22 protein-coding genes and 1 riboswitch are annotated in these 21,030 nt (G+C 44.8%); of the genes, 15 read left to right on the top strand and 7 right to left on the bottom strand.

The genetic code is table 11. The features are described from left to right. Positions 1-49 precede the first annotated feature (49 nt). A complete protein-coding gene (locus tag NSU05_RS16760; RefSeq protein ID WP_024572125.1) occupies positions 50-928 on the top strand; it encodes an SMP-30/gluconolactonase/LRE family protein in 879 nt (292 codons plus the stop codon). Between the two features lie 37 nt (positions 929-965). On the opposite strand, the gene NSU05_RS16755 is transcribed toward NSU05_RS16760, so the two are convergent. Continuing rightward, positions 966-1,757: an SDR family oxidoreductase gene (locus tag NSU05_RS16755; protein WP_003242985.1), complete on the bottom strand. Its 792-nt coding sequence runs from the start codon at positions 1,755-1,757 to the stop codon at positions 966-968. A 153-nt stretch (positions 1,758-1,910) separates the two neighbouring features. Then, a riboswitch (cobalamin riboswitch) is annotated at positions 1,911-2,050 on the top strand. 104 nt (positions 2,051-2,154) lie between these two features. Here NSU05_RS16755 and NSU05_RS16750 point away from each other — a divergent pair. The 11 genes from NSU05_RS16750 to liaR all read left to right on the top strand — a co-directional run bounded on the left by NSU05_RS16750 (position 2,155) and on the right by liaR (position 12,170). Continuing rightward, positions 2,155-3,099, top strand: a complete 945-nt coding sequence (locus tag NSU05_RS16750) for an ABC transporter substrate-binding protein (RefSeq protein WP_038429607.1) — start codon at positions 2,155-2,157, stop codon at positions 3,097-3,099. After that, complete coding sequence (locus NSU05_RS16745; RefSeq protein WP_015251250.1) at positions 3,062-4,123, top strand: iron ABC transporter permease; 1,062 nt, start codon at positions 3,062-3,064, stop codon at positions 4,121-4,123. The genes NSU05_RS16750 and NSU05_RS16745 overlap by 38 nt, the downstream gene beginning before the upstream one ends. Next, on the top strand, positions 4,123-5,451 hold the full coding sequence (locus tag NSU05_RS16740) for an ATP-binding cassette domain-containing protein (RefSeq protein WP_082201018.1): 1,329 nt from the start codon (positions 4,123-4,125) through the stop codon (positions 5,449-5,451). Before NSU05_RS16745 ends, NSU05_RS16740 begins: the two co-directional genes overlap by 1 nt. 22 nt (positions 5,452-5,473) lie before the next feature. After that, positions 5,474-6,055: a cob(I)yrinic acid a,c-diamide adenosyltransferase gene (locus tag NSU05_RS16735; RefSeq protein ID WP_038429604.1), complete on the top strand. Its 582-nt coding sequence runs from the start codon at positions 5,474-5,476 to the stop codon at positions 6,053-6,055. A 176-nt stretch (positions 6,056-6,231) separates the two neighbouring features. Next, on the top strand, positions 6,232-7,500 hold the full coding sequence (locus NSU05_RS16730; RefSeq protein WP_038429602.1) for an MFS transporter: 1,269 nt from the start codon (positions 6,232-6,234) through the stop codon (positions 7,498-7,500). 161 nt (positions 7,501-7,661) lie between these two features. Beyond that, complete coding sequence (liaI, locus tag NSU05_RS16725) at positions 7,662-8,042, top strand: cell envelope stress-induced membrane anchor protein LiaI (RefSeq protein ID WP_003243447.1); 381 nt, start codon at positions 7,662-7,664, stop codon at positions 8,040-8,042. 26 nt (positions 8,043-8,068) lie between these two features. Continuing rightward, the gene (locus NSU05_RS16720; protein WP_003243047.1) at positions 8,069-8,746 is read left to right on the top strand and encodes a PspA/IM30 family protein; all 678 of its coding nucleotides are present in this window, start codon (positions 8,069-8,071) and stop codon (positions 8,744-8,746) included. A gap of 100 nt (positions 8,747-8,846) precedes the next feature. Beyond that, positions 8,847-9,719: a DUF4097 domain-containing protein gene (locus tag NSU05_RS16715; protein WP_339204156.1), complete on the top strand. Its 873-nt coding sequence runs from the start codon at positions 8,847-8,849 to the stop codon at positions 9,717-9,719. A gap of 33 nt (positions 9,720-9,752) precedes the next feature. Continuing rightward, complete coding sequence (liaF, locus tag NSU05_RS16710; protein WP_003242605.1) at positions 9,753-10,478, top strand: LiaRS two-component regulatory system accessory protein LiaF; 726 nt, start codon at positions 9,753-9,755, stop codon at positions 10,476-10,478. Continuing rightward, positions 10,475-11,557 (top strand): two-component system sensor histidine kinase LiaS, encoded by a 1,083-nt coding sequence (gene liaS, locus NSU05_RS16705; protein WP_014480831.1) that lies wholly within the window; start codon positions 10,475-10,477, stop codon positions 11,555-11,557. The genes liaF and liaS overlap by 4 nt, the downstream gene beginning before the upstream one ends. Continuing rightward, the gene (gene liaR, locus NSU05_RS16700; RefSeq protein WP_003243201.1) at positions 11,535-12,170 is read left to right on the top strand and encodes a two-component system response regulator LiaR; all 636 of its coding nucleotides are present in this window, start codon (positions 11,535-11,537) and stop codon (positions 12,168-12,170) included. The genes liaS and liaR overlap by 23 nt, the downstream gene beginning before the upstream one ends. Positions 12,171-12,177: 7 nt before the next feature. Here liaR and gerAC read toward each other — a convergent pair whose 3' ends face one another. Genes gerAC through gerAA form a run of 3 tightly spaced genes read right to left on the bottom strand, consistent with a single transcriptional unit; the run spans position 12,178 to position 15,810 of the window. Next, the gene (gene gerAC / locus NSU05_RS16695) at positions 12,178-13,299 is read right to left on the bottom strand and encodes a spore germination receptor protein GerAC (RefSeq protein WP_003243203.1); all 1,122 of its coding nucleotides are present in this window, start codon (positions 13,297-13,299) and stop codon (positions 12,178-12,180) included. Beyond that, positions 13,296-14,393 carry a spore germination receptor protein GerAB gene (gene gerAB / locus NSU05_RS16690; RefSeq protein ID WP_009968145.1) on the bottom strand — a complete coding sequence of 366 codons (1,098 nt, stop codon included), beginning with the start codon at positions 14,391-14,393 and terminating at the stop codon, positions 13,296-13,298. Before gerAB ends, gerAC begins: the two co-directional genes overlap by 4 nt. Further along, positions 14,362-15,810 (bottom strand): spore germination receptor protein GerAA, encoded by a 1,449-nt coding sequence (gene gerAA / locus NSU05_RS16685; protein ID WP_038429601.1) that lies wholly within the window; start codon positions 15,808-15,810, stop codon positions 14,362-14,364. Before gerAA ends, gerAB begins: the two co-directional genes overlap by 32 nt. Positions 15,811-15,927: 117 nt before the next feature. Here gerAA and NSU05_RS16680 point away from each other — a divergent pair, with 117 nt between their 5' ends. Further along, a complete protein-coding gene (locus NSU05_RS16680; RefSeq protein WP_003244599.1) occupies positions 15,928-16,113 on the top strand; it encodes a YvzF family protein in 186 nt (61 codons plus the stop codon). A gap of 66 nt (positions 16,114-16,179) precedes the next feature. Continuing rightward, positions 16,180-17,568 (top strand): class II fumarate hydratase, encoded by a 1,389-nt coding sequence (gene fumC, locus NSU05_RS16675; protein WP_003228523.1) that lies wholly within the window; start codon positions 16,180-16,182, stop codon positions 17,566-17,568. A 39-nt stretch (positions 17,569-17,607) separates the two neighbouring features. Here fumC and NSU05_RS16670 read toward each other — a convergent pair whose 3' ends face one another. Further along, positions 17,608-18,483, bottom strand: coding sequence for a TetR/AcrR family transcriptional regulator (locus NSU05_RS16670; RefSeq protein ID WP_003243192.1), 876 nt, complete (start codon positions 18,481-18,483; stop codon positions 17,608-17,610). Between the two features lie 167 nt (positions 18,484-18,650). Between NSU05_RS16670 and spxO the strand changes: the two genes are divergently transcribed. Continuing rightward, positions 18,651-18,815, top strand: coding sequence for an anti-adapter protein SpxO (spxO, locus tag NSU05_RS16665; RefSeq protein WP_003221681.1), 165 nt, complete (start codon positions 18,651-18,653; stop codon positions 18,813-18,815). Positions 18,816-18,842: 27 nt separating this feature from the next. Here spxO and cssS read toward each other — a convergent pair whose 3' ends face one another. Beyond that, entirely contained in the window at positions 18,843-20,198 is a 1,356-nt protein-coding gene (gene cssS / locus NSU05_RS16660) for a secretion stress-responsive two-component system sensor histidine kinase CssS (RefSeq protein WP_003228527.1), read from the bottom strand. Then, entirely contained in the window at positions 20,195-20,872 is a 678-nt protein-coding gene (cssR, locus tag NSU05_RS16655) for a secretion stress-responsive two-component system response regulator CssR (RefSeq protein WP_003228529.1), read from the bottom strand. Before cssR ends, cssS begins: the two co-directional genes overlap by 4 nt. Positions 20,873-21,030 lie beyond the last annotated feature (158 nt).

Raw genomic sequence — 21,030 nt, 5'->3', positions numbered from 1 at the left:
CTTTGCCGGGAATAACAATATATAGACTGAAGCTAAAGAGGTGTAACACATGGATGCAGTATTGGAAGCAGACACTCGGGCAGTGATTGGAGAAGGCCCGTTATGGGATGAAGAAAACGGCCGCTTATATTGGGTTGATATCCTGGGGAGCGAGCTCCACATCTTTGACCCTGAAGAAAAAATCAACCGATCAATCAAATTCAAATCCTTTGTGACGGCGCTTGCGAAATATTCAAAGGATGAACTGATTATGACGATGAAGGACGGGTTTTACCTGTATCATCTTCGGGATGACAGCTTGGAAAAAATTAAACAGCCGAAGGACATGCATGAGAGCCTGAGATTTAATGATGCTAAATGTGACCCGTACGGAAGGCTTTGGGCGGGGACGACGAGCATGGAAGGCGAGCAAAAACAGGCGTCGCTGTACCGTTTGAATCTAGACGGCAGTCTTGTCAAAATCAAGGATCAAGTCTCCACCTCAAACGGTTTGGATTGGGACCGCGAGCGGAATTTGATGTATTACATCGACACGCCGACCCAGGAGATTGTACGTTACAGCTATGATCCTCAAAGCGGGGATGTTTCGAATCCAGAACCTGTCTATCGTTTTGATCAGTCGGACGGATTGCCGGACGGCATGACAATTGACCAAAATGGCATGCTGTGGGTGGCGCTGTTTGGCGGCAGCCGCGTTGTTCACATTGACCCGTTTCAGAAAAAAGAAATCAATTCAATCAGCGTGCCGGCTAAATATGTCACGTGCTGCGCGTTCGGCGGCAAAGACTTAAAAACCCTTTACATTACAACGGCAACAGAACAAATGACAGAAAAAGAGAGATACGAGCAGCCTCACGCTGGAGGGTTGTTTTCAGCACAACTGGAAACAGGCGGATATCAGCCGGTACCATTTGCTGGAGACGTATAAAAAAAACGCATCCGAAACAACGGATGCGTTTTTTATACTACAGAGAACGGATAATGCCGCCTTCCACACGCTGTGCCGTGCCGTTAATGGCGGATGCGGCGTCAGACGCGAGGAATACGATTGTGTTGGCGACTTCTTCTGCTGTCGCGTATCGCTGAATAAGTGAGGTTGGCTCATTGACCTTGAAATAGTCTTTGATAAATGTATCTGTATCCTGTCCGGCTGCTTGTGCGGCGCCTTCCATATAGGAGGCCACGCCCTCTGTCCAAGTAGGTCCCGGGAGCACTGAGTTGACCGTCACATTTGTGCCTTTTGTCATTTCAGCCATTCCTCTTGAAAGGCTGATCAGTGCCGTTTTTGTCATTGAGTATGGAATCATCGTTGGCAGCGGTTTGACGCCTGCTTCACTTGCAATATTTAAAATGCGGCCGCTGTTTTTGGCAAGCATTTTTGGAAGGAAGTGACGGCTTGTCCGAACGGCGCTCATCACGTTCACTTCGAAATATTGATTCCACTCTTCATCTGTCACATCGGCGAAGTCTTTTACCTCGAAGAAACCAAGGTTGTTGACAAGGATATCGATATCACCGATTTCATTTACTTTTTCGATAAAAGCCGCTGCTTCATCTGTTTTTGACAAATCGGCAGCAGCACCGTGCACTGTTCCATAGCCAGAAAGCTCTTCAATGGTGCGATCGACAGTCTCCTGTTTGCGTCCGTTGACAATGACTGCCGCACCCTCTTGCAGAAAGCTTTTTGCGGCGGCTTTCCCGATACCGGACGTCGAGCCGGTGATTAAGACGAGTTTTTCTTTTAGCTGTAAATCCATAAGAATCATTCCTTTTGATAGATGATGGTATTAAGTATACAAGATCAAATTTAGTGTTTACGAGGATTTTGCTTCCATACACAATATGGGGAAAAGTCATTCAGGACACATATACAAGCCTGTCAGTCATATAGTATAATTACTCCGAAAAACGGATACGAATGTCAAATAGGTGCCGGTCCGTGAACAACAGCCGGCTTAAAAGGGAAACCGGTAAAAGCCGGTGCGGTCCCGCCACTGTAATTGGCCAAGCGCCAAGAGCCAGGATACCTGCCTGTTTGATCAGCACGAATTCTGCGAGGACAGATGATGTGTAAACAATAGGCTTTTTTGTGTTGTTTACAGCATCTTTACCGTCGTAGAGATGCTTTTTTAGTTCGTTTAGGAGGAAAAGATTATGAAAAAACGAGCCGGGATATGGGCTGCGCTTCTGTTGGCTGCTGTTATGCTGGCAGGCTGCGGCAATCCTGCGGATCAGAAGGATTCAAAGGCAAAACAAAAAACAGAAGTGTTCCCTGTCACCATTGATGATGCGTCAAACCAAGATGTAACCATCAAAAAAGAGCCAAAAAAGATTGTTTCATTAATGCCGAGCAACACAGAAATTACATACGCACTCGGCCTTGGTGACAAAGTGGTCGGTGTCACCACAAACGATACCTATCCAAAGGAAGTCAAAAAGGTTGAGAAAGTCGGAGATATGAATGTAAACGTTGAAAAAGTCATTTCTCTAAAACCAGATCTCGTTCTGGCCCATGAGTCTTCCATGTCAGCATCAGCGGATGCCATCAAACAGCTGAAGGACGCGGGCATTACAGTGCTGACTGTCAATAATGCACAATCATTCTCCGAGGTGTACAAATCAATCGAAATGATCGGAGAAGCTGGCGGGGCGGAGAAAAAAGCTGATCAGCTCGTGAAACGCATGAAATCAGATCTAAAGGATATTCAAGAAAAAGCGAAAACTATTTCAAAAGACGAGGAGAAAAGCGTATTTATCGAGGTTTCTCCTGATCCTGACATTTATACAACCGGAAAAGATACGTTTATGAATGAAATGCTGAATGTCATCCATGCTAAAAACGCAGCTGCGGATCAGACAGGATGGGTGCAAATGACAGACGAGGCGATCGTAAAACTCAATCCTGATGCAATTGTTACAACGGACGGTGTGAAAGCGAAAGCTGTGGAAAAACGCGATGGCTGGAGCGAAATCAATGCTGTGAAACATCATCGTGTATATGATGTGGACCCTGATCTTGTGACACGTTCCGGTCCCCGTCTGATCGAAGGGGTCGAAGAACTTGCGGAAAGCATTTACCCGGATACGTTTAAGGAATAATCGTTATGCCGCATATATCATTGGTTTCTCATTTTTAGCCGTGAGCATCATCTTAGGAATTTCTTGCGGCAGCCTGCATATTCCTATTCCCGCTGTTTTTCGTGTCTTTTGGCATCAAGGTTTCGGCGGCTCTATCGGTTCTGATGATCCGATGTACACTAATATTATGATGAATATCAGACTGCCGAGAGTTGTGCTGGCCGCCCTTGTGGGGGCGGCTCTTTCTGTTGCAGGGGCCGCTTTTCAAGGATTGTTGAAAAATCCACTTGCTGATCCCTATACGCTAGGTGTGTCATCCGGTGCTTCAGTCGGAGCTGTTGTGACTCTGTTCTTAGGTCTGCACCTTCCTGTCATCGGAGAGTTTACACTCCCGGTTGTGAGTGTAGCCGCGGCACTTGCCACGATGGCGGCAGTCCTTTTCTTCAGCCGCCTCGTTCATGCTTCGATGTCTGTTTCCACCCTCATTTTGACCGGTGTCATCACTAACTCTTTTTTGGGCGCATTTATTTCTCTTATCATCGCCTTGACAGGAGACAACCTGCTTCCGATTGTGCATTGGCTGCTTGGCAGCGTCTCAATGAGGGGCTGGAGCTATGTTATTTTGTTTCTCCCGTTTTTTCTTTTGGGAATCACTTTATTGATTATAAACGGAAGGGAACTGAACGTGATGACATATGGAGAAGATAAAGCAAAGCTTCTTGGAGTCAGCGTTCAGCAGAGGAAGATGATGATTTTAATAGCCGGATCTCTTTTGACGGGAAGCGCTGTGGCAGTATCGGGTACGATTGGCTTTGTCGGCCTTGTGATTCCGCATATCACAAGGCTTTTGTGGGGAACCGACCATCGGCATTTACTGCCGCTGTCCGCCTTGCTCGGGGCAGGGTTTCTCGTTTTAGCCGATCTGCTTTCCAGAACCATCATTGAGCCGATTGAACTGCCGATCGGGATCATTACGTCCTTGGCGGGAGCGCCTGTGTTCGCTCTTATTTTAATTCGGCAGCACCGCGGGGGGAGAAGCTTATGATGAAGGCAGAAGGGCTGTCGGGAGGATACGGCGACAGCCGCCTAATCAACAATGTCAGCTTAACAGTGGAGAAGGGAGAATTTCTCGGAATTCTCGGCCCCAATGGAAGCGGAAAAACCACGCTTTTGCACTTGCTGACAGGTACGCTGCCGGCCAAGGAAGGCAGGGTTTATCTGGCCGGAAAACTGCTGGCGGACTATAAACCGAAGGAACTGGCGCAAATCATGGCTGTCCTGCCGCAAAAAACGGATCAAGCCTTCACCTTTACCGTCGAAGAAACTGTAGCCTTTGGCAGATATCCATTCCAAACGGGGCTGTTCAGACAGCAGACTGAAAAGGATGAAGCCATTGTACAGCAAGCAATGGAGCAAACAGGAGTGGCCGATTTTGCGCAAAAGCCGATTCGCGAACTAAGCGGAGGGGAACAGCAGCGGGTGTATTTGGCACAAGCTTTGGCGCAGCAGCCGCGTATTTTATTTTTGGACGAGCCGACTAATTTTCTCGATCTGGCTTATCAAAAAGACCTGCTTGATCTGATCAAACGCCTGACGAGAGAAAGCGGATTGGCAGCTGTCAGCGTTTTTCATGATCTGAACACCGCAAGCCTGTACTGTGATGAGCTCATGTTTATGAAAAACGGTGCCGCTGGTCCTAAGCAAAAACCGGAATATGCTGTCACAGAACAAAGCATAAAGGCGGTGTACGATACAGATGTCACCGCCTTGGTACATCAAAGCTCACCTAAACCGATGATTGTGATTCAGCCTGAAAAAGATAGCGCGAAGCGGCAGTCTATCCTATTTGAAGCATTGCTCCAAGCGGGGCGTGATAACATTCTTCTGCAAACGGAAATCCCGCTTCGAACATTGTCCTCGACGCCTATCGGTGCAGGGTTTTCGTGGAGCAGGACGCTGATCCATAAACGGCTGCCAGATCAGCCAGATCCGATAGAAGGACTTACGGCCTGTCTTTCAGAAAGCGGTTTTCAACTGCAGGAGACGTGTGCGATGGCTTCTTCAGAAAGACTTGACCGTTTCGTGTATCGAACGTATGAAGACAGAGAGTTATCCGTTTTCATATGCGTTCAGACCGGCTTTTCGATTTGGATTTTGATAAACGGCTATGCGGCAGATCAATTCTTCATCAAAGCTCTTATGGCTGCCGAAGCAGAACGGACGAAAGTGCTGGGAGACGGAGGAGGCACAGGTGATATTCTCATCGCCGCGACTCAAACTCAGCAATCCGAAAACATAGAACAGCGGCTGAATCAATTGATAAAGAAAGGGACAGCTGAATGTGTAAAAGAGGCTGCTGAGTTGTTTGAATAAGTCTGTAAAGGAGATTCAGGGTATGAAACTATATACAAAAACAGGCGATAAGGGACAAACGGGCTTAGTCGGGGGCAGAACGGACAAGGACAGCCTACGCGTCGAAAGCTACGGCACGATTGACGAGCTTAACAGCTTTATCGGGCTTGCTTTGGCAGAGCTTTCCGGGCAGCCCGGCTTTGAAGATCTGACAGCCGAGCTGCTGACCATCCAGCATGAGCTGTTTGACTGCGGAGGCGATCTGGCAATCGTCACAGAAAGAAAAGACTACAAACTAACGGAAGAATCTGTTTCCTTTTTAGAAACGCGCATTGATGCCTATACAGCAGAAGCGCCGGAACTGAAGAAATTTATTCTTCCAGGCGGATCAAGAGGTGCTTCGCTTCTCCATATCGCCCGCACCATTACAAGGAGGGCAGAACGAAGAGTGGTGGCGCTGATGAAATCGGAGGAGATTCATGAAACAGTGCTGCGTTATCTCAATCGTCTGTCCGATTATTTCTTTGCCGCCGCACGGGTTGTGAATGCAAGAAACGGTATTGGCGATGTAGAATATGAAAGAAGTGCCATTGTGTTTCGGGACCGAAACAGCAGCGAATCATAAAAAGTGAAAAGGAAAGCCGGCGTGTTCAAATACATGCCGGCTTTTTTTGTTTTTCACTCTGTCAATTTCCCATTTTGCGACAAAAAATGAACCTTATGAATTATTGACTGAAAAATGGAAAAATGAGATATTGTAATAAATAGATGTAAAAAATAGGCAGTGGGGGGCTCTGATGGATGGTGAATTTAATTGAAAGTGATAGCATCTGGAAGAGAAATTTCAATTATCTGTTTTTCTCAAGAATAGTCAAGATATCCGGCGATATGTTCGCATTTAATTCAATATTATGGTTTTTAATTTATGACGGCAAAGGTGCGATCGGCACTGCTTTATTGATTGCTGTCACTTTTTTGCCGGAAGCCGTTCTGGCGCCTGTGACGGGGCCTTTTATGAAACAGACCACGCTGAAATTTTGGATGTACTTTTCAGATCTGACAAGGGCGGCGATTGTTTTGATTATCCCTCTATGTCATTTTGCGGGCTTCTCTCCGCTGTGGTTTGTCATGACGCTTATGATTGTGCATTCAGCTACTGGAGCTGCCTACAATCCCGCCTCTATCGCTTTGATTCCTCAAATCGTAAATGAACAGAGCATTCAAAAAGCAAATGCTGTGCTGCAATCCTCCGCTCAAATTGTCCGGCTTGGGGCTGTCACATTATGCGGCGCTTTTCTTACATTTATCAGTCCTTCTTATACCATGCTTATCGCACTTGTGCTCTATTTGGTGTCAGGTTTTCTCGTTCTTTTTATTAAGTACACTGCGGTTGAATCTCAATCAGAGTCTGCGGTTGTTACACAGAGAGGCACATATATCGGAAGACTGAAACGCGGCTTTAGGCTCGTCAGAAAACACCAGATTTTATATCCGCTCGCCATTTACTGTATCTTTATGAATTTCGCGGCTGCCCCATGGGAAGCGCTTTCTGCCGTATACGTTGCGGAAGATTTAAACGGCCAGCCGATCGTATACTCGCTTTTAAAGGCCACCACCGCCGCGGGCGCGTTTTTATTAGGGTTTGTGCTGGCGAAAGTCAAGGTAAACAGGTACGGCTTGTTATTCGTCACTGCCGGCATTATTGAAGGATTTGCTTTCTTTATTACCGGGATGAACACCTTTTTGCCGCTCGTCTTTTTCGCTGCTTTTACCTTTGGTGCCGCAGTCAGTGCTGTTAATGTTCCTGAGTACACGATTATCCAGACGTCTGTGGATAGTGAGGATCAGCCGCAGGTTTACGCCGTTATACATATGATCTCAAATATTTCGATCCCTGCCGGAGCTGTCATTTGCGGGTATGCCGCTAATGCTTTCGGCTCAGGTAAAGTGATCGCTGTCGGTGGGATTGTCGAAATTATTGCGGGTATCGGAATCTTGCTGTTTACAAAATTGGCCAAAGCAGAAAGGTCCGACCTAATTAAAGAAAGGGAAGCAAGTGTTCATCTGTAAAGGGTTTTAAAACGCCATGCCTCGTGCATGGCGTTTTTTTGTGCCAATGGGTCCGGTGCGAGATACGACTCCGGTCTTATATAAAAATCAATCTCTGATTCGTTTTGCATATCTTCCAACTTGTATAAGATGAAGACAAGGAAAACGAAAGGAGGATCTGCATGAAAATAAACAAGAAAACAATAGGCGGATTCTTATTAATTGTATTTGGGATCTCCGTCTTTTTTGGAGGAGGAAGCTTCGGCTTTATCATCCCGCTCGCCATCGGGAGCTTGATGACATACGCAGGAATCAAAAGGTTTGCCGCGGGAAAAACCATCACGGGAATCATCGTGGGCGGTATCGGAGCCATTATGCTCATCTGCTCACTTCCGTTTGTCGTCGGAATCGCATTGGCGGCCGCTATGGTGTATTACGGCTGGAAGCTGATGAAAAACGGATCAGCTGATAACGGTGTATCATCTTTTGATCCTGAACCGGCTTCTGCTGCCTACCAATCTCACTTTGATGACGAATGGGAAGAATTTTTGAAGAAAAAATAATATCAATATATTAGGAGGAATCAGGTATGGTATTAAAAAGAATCAGAGACATGTTTGTTGCGTCAGTTCATGAAGGACTTGATAAAATGGAGAATCCAAAGGTGATGCTGAATCAATATGTACGCGATATGGAAAGCGACATCGCAAAAGCAAAGCAAACAATTGTGAAACAGCACACGATTGCCTATCAATTTAAGAAAAAATATGAAGAAGCCGCTGAAGTGGCTGGCAAACGGAAAAATCAGGCACAGCTCGCATTTGACGCAGGTGAAGAAGAACTGGCGAAAAAGGCGCTGACTGAAATGAAGTATTTAGAAGGGAAGGCGGCTGAGCATAAAGCTTCCTATGAACAGGCAAACAGTCAGCTGGCTGATCTGAAAGAGCAGCTGGCTGCACTTGAAACAAAGCTTCAGGACGTAAAGGATAAAAAACAGGCGCTGATTGCGCGGGCAAATGCGGCGAAAGCTAAAGAGCATATGAATACGACATTTGACAAAATTGACAGTGAAAGCGCGTATCGTGAATTTTTACGTATTGAAAATCGTATTGAAGAAATGGAAATCCGCGCGAATTATTCAAAGTCAGCGGAAGCCGGCACAGAACTTACACGTAAAGAATTCGCAGACGATGTGGAAGCGGAGATTGAAAAAATGCGGACACTTTCACTGCAAAAATCAGACCAGACAAAAGCGGCAAATGAATAAGCGGAACGGGGAAGGATTTGCGGTCAAGTCCTTCCCTTCCGCACGTATCAATTCGCAAGCTTTTCCTTTATAATAGAATGAATGAGAAGGATGAAACCGAATGAAAAAAATGCTTGGCAAACTGTTGATCACTGCCGGTATTCTGGTTTTTTTCGCCGTCGTCGTAAAAGATGTGTTTGCTGCAGGCCTAGGTTTCATAAATGGCACAGAAGCTGATTCAGCCAGCGCATCGCCGCGGGACATTGACAGCATGGTCATTGAGTCGGATAGCAAGGATGTCCGGATTATAGCGAAAGAACGAAGTGACATATCGGCAGGCATTTCAGGAGACTCAGGAAAGTTATTTGTTACTGAAAACAAAAGAAAACTGGAGCTGACCGTAAAGGAAAAAGAATTTCAATTTTTGAATGGATTTAACCGTTCAACTCTTATCGTCAGGCTTCCGTATGATTATAAAGGTGATCTGGCAGTACGAACCTCAAGCGGTGACGTGTCTGTGGCCGGGAATGACCATCTTGCGCTTTCCGGGCTGAACGCAGTATCTGCGAGCGGAAATACGAGCGTGACGGACGTCCGCATTCAAGATCTGAAAGTGAAGGCATCATCGGGGGATGTTTCCATTTCAAATACCGTCTCCAAAACAGCCGGCATTGATTTAGCTTCAGGGGACGCAAATCTGGTTCATGTATCAGGCTCTCTTGATGTGAAAATGACTTCAGGAGATTTTAATGCTGTATTGAAAAAGGTAACCGGTCCCGTATCTGTCACGCTGACAAGCGGTGATGCTAATGTAAGCCTTCCCCAAAATGGCAGCTTTGCAGTCAATGCTTTATCAGCAAGCGGTGACGTCAGTTCGCCGTATTCATTTGCTGATAAAGGACATAAAGAACAGCATCACATCACAGGCACGCAAGGAAGCGGCCGGCATCCAATCGACATCAAAACGGACAGCGGGGATCTAGCGATACGGTAGCACTAGGCAGAAGAAAGGAGGCGGACACCAGGAATGACAAAAAAACAGCTTCTCGGATTGATCATTGCTTTATTCGGCATCAGTATGTTTTTGCAAATTATCGGAATAGGCGATCTGCTGTTTTGGCCGCTCTTTTTTCTGATTGCCGGCTATTTCCTTAAAAAATATTCCCGTGATTGGCTTGGCTCCGTCATGTATATCTTTGCCGCGTTTCTATTTTTGAAAAACCTCTTCAGCATCACCTTTAATTTATTCGGCTATGCGTTTGCCGCATTTCTGATTTACGCCGGCTACAGGCTTATCAAAGGGAAGCCGATATTTGAACCGAATGAGAAACAGGTCAATCTCAATAAAAAAGAACATCATGAGCCGCCAAAAGATGTAAAACATCCCGACATGCGCAGCTTTTTTATCGGTGAGCTGCAAATGATGAAGCAGCCGTTTGACCTGAACGATTTAAATGTCTCTGGTTTTATCGGTGATATCAAAATCGATTTATCTAAAGCGATGATTCCCGAGGGAGAAAGTACAATCGTCATTAGCGGAGTCATTGGTAACGTTGATATTTATGTACCATCGGACCTTGAAGTGGCTGTCAGCTCAGCTGTTTTTATAGGTGACATCAACCTGATCGGCTCGAAGAAAAGCGGATTAAGCACGAAGGTATATGCCGCGTCAACCGATTTCAGCGAGTCAAAGCGCCGTGTCAAAGTGTCCGTTTCCTTATTTATCGGTGATGTGGATGTGAAGTACGTATGAGAAAAAAAATGCTTGCCAGCCTCCAATGGCGCGCCATCCGCATGACAACGGGAATCAGCCTGCTCCTTTTTGCCTGCCTGATTTCCTTTATGATGTTTTACTATCGGCTCGATCCGCTTGTTTTGCTGTCATCAAGCTGGTTCGGAATTCCGTTTATCCTGATTTTGCTTCTGATCAGCGTGACAGTCGGTTTCGCCTCAGGGTATATGTACGGCAACCGGTTGAAGACAAGGATTGATACATTAATTGAATCCATTTTAACCTTTGAAAACGGCAATTTCGCTTATCGGATACCTCCGCTCGGTGATGATGAAATCGGCCTGGCCGCTGATCAGCTGAACGAAATGGCGAAGCGCGTGGAGCTTCAAGTCGCATCCCTGCAGAAACTTTCCAATGAACGTGCGGAATGGCAGGCTCAAATGAAGAAGTCGGTTATCTCAGAAGAACGCCAGCGATTGGCTAGAGATCTTCATGATGCGGTCAGCCAGCAGCTCTTTGCCATATCGATGATGACATCAGCCGTGCTGGAACATGTCAAGGATGCTGATGACAAAACAGTCAAGCGGATCAGGATGGTCGAGCATATGGCAGGCGAAGCCCAAAATGAGATGAGGGCGCTGCTGCTCCATTTACGGCCTGTTACCCTTGAAGGAAAAGGGCTGAAGGAGGGCCTTACGGAGCTTTTGGACGAGTTCCGAAAAAAGCAGCCGATTGATATTGAGTGGGATATACAGGACACAGCGATATCCAAGGGTGTTGAAGACCACTTGTTCAGAATCGTGCAGGAGGCCCTTTCAAACGTATTTAGACATTCAAAAGCGTCAAAAGTAACCGTGATTCTGGGCATAAAGAACAGCCAGCTCCGTCTGAAGGTGATTGATAATGGAAAAGGCTTCAAAATGGACCAGGTGAAAGCATCCTCATACGGATTGAATTCTATGAAAGAACGTGCAAGTGAAATCGGCGGGGTCGCCGAAGTGATTTCAGTAGAAGGAAAAGGCACCCAAATCGAAGTGAAGGTCCCGATTTTCCCGGAAGAAAAAGGAGAGAACGAACGTGATTCGAGTATTATTGATTGATGATCATGAAATGGTCAGAATGGGGCTCGCGGCTTTTTTGGAGGCGCAGCCCGATATTGAAGTCATCGGCGAAGCATCGGACGGCAGCGAAGGTGTTCGGCTTGCTGTGGAACTGTCGCCTGATGTCATTTTAATGGACCTTGTCATGGAGGGCATGGATGGCATTGAAGCTACAAAGCAAATTTGCCGGGAGCTTTCCGACCCGAAAATTATTGTGCTCACTAGCTTCATTGATGATGACAAAGTGTACCCGGTTATTGAAGCTGGCGCGCTCAGCTATCTGTTGAAAACCTCAAAAGCGGCAGAAATCGCCGATGCCATCCGCGCCGCAAGCAAGGGAGAGCCGAAGCTGGAGTCAAAAGTGGCGGGAAAAGTATTATCCAGGCTGCGCCACTCAGGTGAAAACGCGCTCCCGCATGAATCGCTTACAAAACGGGAGCTCGAAATACTCTGCCTGATCGCAGAAGGAAAGACAAACAAAGAAATAGGCGAGGAACTGTTTATTACGATTAAAACAGTCAAAACACATATTACGAATATTTTATCAAAGCTGGATGTCAGTGACCGGACGCAGGCGGCGGTGTACGCGCACCGAAATCATCTCGTGAATTAGGCGGCTGCTATTTGTTTGCGCCTTTCGTTCCGAAGTCTCTGACAATCACATTGACCCGGTAGTCTATTTCCGCATTGCTGAAATAATCATCATCCCATTTTCTTGAAATCTTTTTCCACTTTTGAGGATAATGAATTCTGACCTCGTTTCCCAGCCCGGTTACGTCCGCTTTGATCTCTTTCTGCAGCTTCTCTGTAATAAATGACGTTACTGTTTCGTGTACTCGTTTTTCGACTGTCTTTTCAATACTTTTAATATATGAATCCTTAAACGAGTCTTCATTGGGATTCCAGTCCTCAGATAGACGACCTTCAATATTGCGGGTAACGGTGAATTTGAACTTTCCGTCCTTGTATGCCGTCTTGATCTTCCGATTGCTTGAATATACTTCATAAGAAAAGAGATGGCCATCGCGCTTCAAGTCAATGACGCCTCCCTCGACAGTGCCTGAAAATAAGCTGATATTTTGAACCTCAATCGGGGTGAGGTCCCGGTGCCATAATTTATTTTTTATGATAGAGGCTCCGTTTATCGCGAGCTTGCCGTTTTCCTTACCGACATGAGGGATGAGGAATGAATCGTCAGAGGTTAAGTGTTCTGAGATCTCCCCCAATGTAACTGGCTCCATCGTTCTGATCGTCACCTTATTATTCTCTGTCAGATCATATATCACGTTGGATGCGGGTTCGCCTTCATCATTCATGTTAAATATATCCTTAGTTCGGCCGTTGGTGATAAAGACGTAGGAACTCCTCCTTGTTCCGTTGTCTCTGACAAACTGGTTAATAATGGCGTCCATTCCAATTTGATCCGCAATCACGCTTTTGGAAAGCAGAATGAGACGCAAATGCTGTGAAAACGTAGGCTTATGCTTTAATGCAGAGGTTCTCATCATTTGATGGACAGTTTTACCCTTTGTGATAGAAAGCTGTGTCGGATCAGATGAAGAGCCCTCCTTGGCGCTGATTATTTTCGGCACGAGAATTTGCTGTGTCAGCTCTAAATTTTCATCGTCAGGCTTGTCTAGCCCTACTCCGATCACTAAGCTTAATTCCTCGATATTCTCACTGTCCCAGCATCCGGACAGCAATAGGGTGCATATAAACATACATAAAATCCGGATTTTCATTTTGTTGTAATCCTCCTCTTGAGAGCTACAATGAAAAAGAGAATGAACGGAAGCAGAAACAGGGAGACAAAAATATAGCCAAGATAATCGCTATACATCATGACTTGATTGGCGTCATCCGGCCAGAGAGAAAAATAAAAGACCGTTATGCCGATAATCACCATGCTTGTTTTAGTCGATAATCCAAATGTCTTCTTTAGCCCGTTAGCGGCAAAGTATCCGTAAATGACAAATGTGGTGAAAAACTGGATAATCCAGACCACCAGTAAAAAGGATTCAAACCGTTCAATAAATATGCCTTTAAGCTCAAAGGACTGAAAGAGAGAAATAGTCGGCCAAATCAGCGTTTTCACCTCGGGAGCGGTCAAAGCTCCGACAACGATAATATACGTAAGGATATATAAGATAATCGGAATCAGAAATCCTAGAGACGCATATCTGAACGTGTATTTCTTTTTCTTCATATGTTCAGGAAGAAACAGCATCACTTCCATTCCTAAAAAAGAGATGGAAACGACGGTAAGGGAGTTTGCAATGGGTCCAAGGCCTTCGCCTAAAACAGGACGCAAATTATTGATATCAAAAATTTTAAAACTGATCCCGAACACAATCAGCAAAATAATAATGGTTACCGTTAAATAAAAGGGAAACAGCCGCGACACATCGCTTAAGCCCCCAACCATTAAATAAATGCCGCAGCAAATAAACGTTAAAATAATGACTTGAATTGGGGTTCTCTCCAGCAGGAAAAACTTCACCATTTCAGCCATTGCCCGTGTCTCGAAGCTGGCTACGCCGAGGAAATAGCCGCAGATTAAAAGGCCGATGATGCTGCCGATCCATTTCCCAAGCCCTTCCTTCAAATATTCAAAGAGTGAAGGGTATTGATGTTTTTTCTGAATGAGCGTGTTTAAATAAATGAAGAAAATAAAAATGAAACCTTCTAATATCAGCGTGATCCAGCCGTCAGGCGTATTAGCCTTAGTGGTCAGCGCTCGCGGCAATGTTAAAAGTCCGGCCCCAAGCATTGTATTTGCAACAATAGAAATACCTTGAAAGGTATTAAGTTTCAGTGGAGTCTGTTTTTGGCTCATTTGGATTATTCGCCTCTTTTGGTTTGTTTTTAATTGGGAGACGGATAATGGAGTCATCCGTATTTTTCAGGCTAAAGAATCCGTTTGGCGAAAAATACGGAGACCCAAAGCTCGTTTGTCTCGTTAAGTGCGTATAAACGACAAGCATAAATAAAATAATGCCGTACAGCCCTAAAATAGCGGCGGAAAACATCGAAATAAAACGCAGCACCCGGAAAGACAGACCCATTCCGTATTGAGGAACGGTAAAGGATGCCAGGGCAATGACACTGACGACAATGACCATAATCGAACTGACGAGATTCGCTTCTACAGCAGCCTGTCCGATGACTACGCCCCCAACGAGGCCGATCGTCTGTCCGAGCGGATTGGGGAGTCGCAGTCCGGCTTCCCTTAGCAGCTCGATGGTGACTTCCATCAGCAGGGCTTCAAATATCGGAGGGAACGGCACGTTTTCCCTGTTCGCCGAAATCGTGACGGCGAGTGCGGTCGGCAGCAGCCCCTGATGGAAGGAAACGAGTGCAATATAAATCGATGACAAAAACAAGGTGATGAAGATAGAAGCAAAGCGCAGCGACCGGATAAGAGATGCTGAAATCCAGCGTTCATAGTAGTCATCCGGGGATTGCATCAGGATGCCGAGAGAAACCGGCACCAGCAGCACAAATGGTGAACTGTCGACCAAAATTGCCACACGACCGTTAAACAGGGCTGAAGATACTTTGTCAGGTCTTTCCGTATTTTGAATCTGCGGAAATGGTGAATATTTATTATCTTCAATGAGCTCCTCGAGCGTTCCGCTGTCCTGGATATCTTCCAGCTGGATATTTTTAAGCCGCGCCTTCACTTCTTTTATGACGGACTTTTTTGCTTTGCCTTCAATGTACATAATGGCTGCAGGCTTCAGCTTGTTTTCGCCGATCATGATTTTTTTGGTGATCAATTTCGGATGAGAGGTTCTTTGTCTGATCAGAGCGAGATTTGTATCAATATCCTCTACAAACGCTACTTTTGGGCCGCGAACCACTTTTTCAGTTGTCGGCTCTGTCAGGCTTCTTGTTTTTTTCTTTCCTGTGGTCAGAATATAGGCTTTATCCAATCCGTTGATAAACACAGCACAATTGCCGTTGAGAATCGATTCAATCGTTTTTTTTGCGGTTTCAATAGGTCTTGCGTCAAGCTGGTCAAGGCGTTTTTTGACCTGGTCAAGCGTTAAGGTCTCCTCATCTTTAATCAAAGTTTTAATGGCTTCTGACACCTTATTCTCATCAGTCATTTCACTGAAATAGAGATAGTAAAAAACCAGTCCGTTCGCAAGCATTTTTTTGTTTTTCACCAGATCATCGTTTTCTTTTAATTTTGGCAGCACCAATGCTAAATTATCGTGTATATATTCCTTAAACTCTGTTTGTTCCAATGAGGTCACCTCTTATCCAAAACCTTAGTAGAGGTTATCTTTTCCTGTTAAAAAAATGATATACTGTGTTAGAGTATTTCATGGAGTAAGTTTTTTTATGAAAGCGGAGGATACGAAGTGGCACAGGTAAGGCTAGCTGGAAAACAAGAAGAAATTGAACAGCTCATTAGATCATTTGAACAGCATTATGATGTCTCTTATACATCAAAGGAGTACGGCAGGACAAATCCAAAATACAAATATTCAAAGGATTCCCGCGTATATCTTGAATTAAAATTAAAATCTGCCAAGATCGAAAAATAAAAAGGATTTTTTGTGTCATTGGCGAATTATGATCTATTGAAGCAACCGTTATGGAGGGATACATAAATGGAATACAGAATTGAACGAGACACCATGGGAGAAGTAAAAGTTCCTGCTGATAAATTTTGGGGCGCCCAAACACAGCGAAGCAAGGAGAACTTTAAGATCGGTTCTGAAAAAATGCCGATGCGTGTTGTGAAGGCGTTTGCAATTTTAAAACGAAGCACTGCTCTAGCTAATAAACGCCTCGGCAATCTGGACGCTGAAAAAGCAGAAGCGATTGCAGCGGTTTGTGATGATGTGCTCAAAGGCAAGTACGATGACAACTTCCCGCTTGTCGTATGGCAGACCGGAAGCGGCACACAAAGCAATATGAACATGAACGAAGTGGTAGCCAACCGTGCGACTGCTTTATTAAAAGAGAAGAACTCTGATCAAACGATTCATCCAAATGATGACGTGAACCGAAGCCAAAGCTCAAACGACACATTCCCGACTGCGATGCATGTTGCCGCTGTTTTGGCTGTTTACGAGCAGCTTGTGCCGGCGCTTGATCAGCTTCGCAATACACTGGATGAAAAAGCAAAAGCATACAATGATATTGTCAAAATCGGACGCACGCATCTTCAGGATGCTACGCCACTGACCCTCGGACAGGAAATCAGCGGATGGGTTCACATGCTGGACCGTTCGAAGGAAATGATTTTGGAAGCGACAGATAAAATGCGTGCGCTTGCAATTGGTGGAACGGCTGTCGGAACGGGTATCAACGCCCACCCAGAGTTTGGAGAGCTTGTCTCAGAAGAGATCACTAAGCTGACCGGCCAAACGTTCAGCAGCTCGCCGAATAAATTCCACGCGCTGACAAGCCATGACGAAATCACTTATGCGCATGGCGCATTAAAAGCGCTTGCGGCTGACTTAATGAAAATCGCGAACGATGTCAGATGGCTCGCAAGCGGACCCCGCTGCGGCATCGGGGAGATCGTCATTCCTGAAAATGAGCCGGGAAGCTCTATTATGCCTGGTAAAGTCAACCCGACACAAAGCGAAGCGTTAACAATGATCGCAGCGCAAATCATGGGGAACGATGCGACAATCGGCTTTGCGGCGAGTCAGGGGAACTTTGAACTGAACGTGTTTAAGCCTGTTATTATTTACAACTTCCTGCAATCTGTGCAGCTGCTCAGTGACGGCATGAATTCATTCCATGATAAATGTGCTGTCGGTATTGAGCCTAATAAAGAAACCATTCAGGAAAACCTGTCAAATTCATTAATGCTTGTTACGGCGCTGAACCCGCATATCGGTTATGAAAACGCGGCGAAAATCGCCAAGCTTGCCCATAAAGAGGGATTGACGCTCAAAGAAGCAGCTTTGAAGCTTGAATTGCTGACAGAGGAGCAATTTAACGAAATGGTTAAGCCGGAAGACATGGTAAAACCAAAGGCGTAATAGAAAGAAAGAACGGCTGCTTTTTAAGCAGCCGTTCTTCTAAATATGTTGCTGTTTTAATAAATATTTAAGCTGCTCCGCATCTTTGGCGAGAGCTTCAGACTCCGTCAGATTATGAATCATTCCTTTTATGATCGCCAGCTTCGGTGTTTTTTTCTTCATTTCTGCTTCAAGTATGTCCAAGCTCTCCGATAATTCAAGAGAGGAGTTTGTGTTTAAGCTGTTAATTTTGTCACGTAGGCTTTTCACAATTGATTCAGTCAGCGGGTCAGGCCGTCCGTGCGTAAGAGGCCCGAATAAAGAGCTCGCCTCTTCCAATGTGATGAAAGGCTTATCGTTTCGTTCAGACATGCCTTTTACCATATCATCAATTCGATTCATAATGATATCAGCTAATTGAGACGGCTTCACAGTGTACCCGAGCAAAATCATGCATTCCAGGTAAATCTGGCTGATGCCCTCTATTAAAAAACAAAGCTCAGCAGTGTAGGGTTCCGCTTTTTTTCCATAGATGTTCAGCAGGCTGTCGATATGAAATTGAAGTGAGGACTGGCGGATTTTTTTTGCGCATTGCTCCACTTCTTCTGTGTAAGGCAGAGAACCCTCCTTCAACTGCATGCTGATAAAATCTTTGTGTTCAAGAATGTTTTCATAGAGGACGGTCAGCTGTTTACGGTAAGCCGTTCTGGGGCTGTCGCCCTTCGTTTTAATATTTAAAATTCGGGTAAACGTTTTATCATAATAGTAGTTCAGCATAGAGAGAAGAAGCGCTTCTTTCGAAGGAAAATAAATATAAAAAGCGCCTTTAGATATTTTGCATTCTTTTGCGATTTCCTGGACTGATGTTGAGTTGTATCCTTTTTGGGCAAATAGTTTTAAGGCTGTTTCAATAATCAGTTTTTCTTTTTCCTTCAATGGTTCCACCCTTTCGGAGCCCGGAGGCCTGCTAGGATATGACCATATAGTCACACCGTCTGTTATAAAATTAACCTTATTGTAACTTGTTTTTTTATCATGTATTATTTATATTATAAATTGAGATGACCGAATGGTCAAAGCTCAAGCGAAAGGGTGAATCTAGAATGAGAGAATTGGACGAAATGATCAGCCGCTTGCGAAACAGAGGAATCAAAGTGGAGAAAGTCAAATATCCGAAGCAGACCTTGTCAGAGAAAAAATGGGTTCATCAATGCAAACAGCCGCTCAAAACAAATTACAGAGATTTTAACGGCTATTCTTTCACATAAAAAAATAGACTGCAAAACATCTACAGTCTATTTTGGCACTGCTATGCGGTATGTTACACCCGTTTTGTCATTTTCAATTGAGATAGATGCCTTATGAAGAGTTAAAATTCGTTTTACGATGCTTAGACCAATGCCGAATTCGCCTTTCTTCCCTTTATTAAAAGGCTCATAGAGGCTGGAGAGCATCTCATCTTCAATATGCGGACCGTCATTTTTAATGGTGATCACGATATTTCGATCATCTTGTTTCATGCTGATTTCTATTTTTGTCTCAGCATAGCGGATTTGATTTTCCAGAATGTTTTCGAGGAGTTTGTTCCATTGCTCCGGATCGCCCGGCATCAAAATATCCTCTTCTACATCAATTTCCCACGATAGTTCTTTCCGCGCCCACTTCAATCGTTCGATGACTTCCTCTGTCACTTCCACAATACTGAACATGTCGTGCTGCACTTTTTGCTTCGCTAAATAATCCAGCTTCGTTAAATATAATAAATCCTTTATTTTTTTCTCCAGCTTAAGGGCTTCGCATTCAATAACATCTACAGTGTTTTCAAGGTCTCCTTTAGGAAAAATCCCGTCTTTAATTGATTGTGTATAGCCTCTGATGACCATGACCGGCGTTTTTAAATCATGAGAGATATTTTGCAATAGGGTTCTTTCTGTTTCATCCTTTTGCACAAGCTTTTGGCGCATCTCTTCGATGGTATGGCCCAATTTGCCGATTTCATCTTTCCGGTCCACTTTTACTGGGTCATCCCAATCCTGTTCAGAAATCCGTTTGACGTGTTTTTCAAATGATACAAGAGGCCTTGATAAATACTTTGCAAGCCAAATAGCCGGAATCCAGCTTAGTAAAATGACGACAGCTATAATAAACAGAAGCTGTTTGAACAAGGTATAGGCCAAATCGTCCCGATAAGAATCAAGCGCGTAAGAGAGCATCATCGCTGATTGTCCATTGACGGAAAGTCCCTTTTTAATGACAAAAAACACTTTCTCTCCATTAACGTCGGCGCTGTAACGTTTCTTTTTAGCTTCCTGCTTATCAGCCAGCTTGTACACCTTGTGGATAAACGAAGATGACAGAATGCTTAAATCCTTGTCTGAAGAAGCCTCTTCATTTTCAGGAAGGAGCACGTGCTGTACGGAGCGGACAGTTGTCGGCGCCGTCGCTTCCTCACTGTAATATCGCCTTTCAATCGAACCTGGCAGACGGTACTCTGTCAGAACATGCTGCTCATTTTCAATCGTCGTATACGTTTCATTAGTGAAAAAATCTCGCAGCGTGTTTGAAAATAACACAAGCAGTAAAATCGATATCGCTAACAGGATGCCGGATATGACAACCCATATCTGAAACGCGAGCGGCTTGTTTTTCATGATGACATCATCCTGTAGCCGAAACCGTAAATCGTCTCCACCTTCAATTCAGGCATCTTTCTGCGCAGTCTCCGGACGAGATCATCAACGACCCGGTCTGTTCCGAAGTAGTCATGCCCCCACACTTTTAGGAGGATATCCTCACGAGAGTATGGATGCCCTTTATGATGGATAAATAATAGCAGCAGATCAAATTCCTTCGATGTCAAATTGATGATATTCCCGTTTTCGTCATAGACCTCGCGGGCGTCTTCAGCGACCCGATACGAGGAGACGGCAATTTCATTTTTTTGTACAGGAGGAGCTTCCTTATATACGAGCTGCAGCAGCTTTTGCACACGGATAATCAGCTCCCGCGGCAGAAACGGCTTTGAAATGTAGTCATTGCTGCCAAGCTCTAAGCCAAGCACTCTGTCAATATCCGCATCTCGGGCGGAAATAAAAATGACCGGCACGTCAGGATCTTTCGCCTTGATTTCTTTTATTAATGTATAGCCGTCGGTGTCCGGCAGCATGATATCGAGAATCCATAGGTGGGGAGACGGTGTCATTTTCTTTCTGGCGTCTTCACCTTTCGTAAAAGATGTAATGTTCCAGCCCTCATTCTCTAAATACTTCGTCAGCAGTTCATTCAGGTTATCCTCATCTTCAACTAGATAAATGGTGTATGACAAGGCTCTTCACATCCTTTCAACGTCATTATAAACTAGTTTTAACATACGGCAGGCAATTTTCATAATTTCACATATTCTTTTCATTTTTATCCCACAATGTTTGTTTATGATATGGTTAAGGGAAGAAAGGAAGAGAAAAAGAGCGAGGAAGATGTAGG

Source organism: Bacillus sp. EU52 (assembly GCF_037964975.1).
In the GTDB taxonomy this organism is placed as follows: Bacteria; Bacillota; Bacilli; order Bacillales; family Bacillaceae; genus Bacillus; species Bacillus subtilis.
The sequence above is the reverse complement of the archived record's forward strand: the minus strand, read 5'-3'. Positions and strand labels throughout refer to the sequence as shown.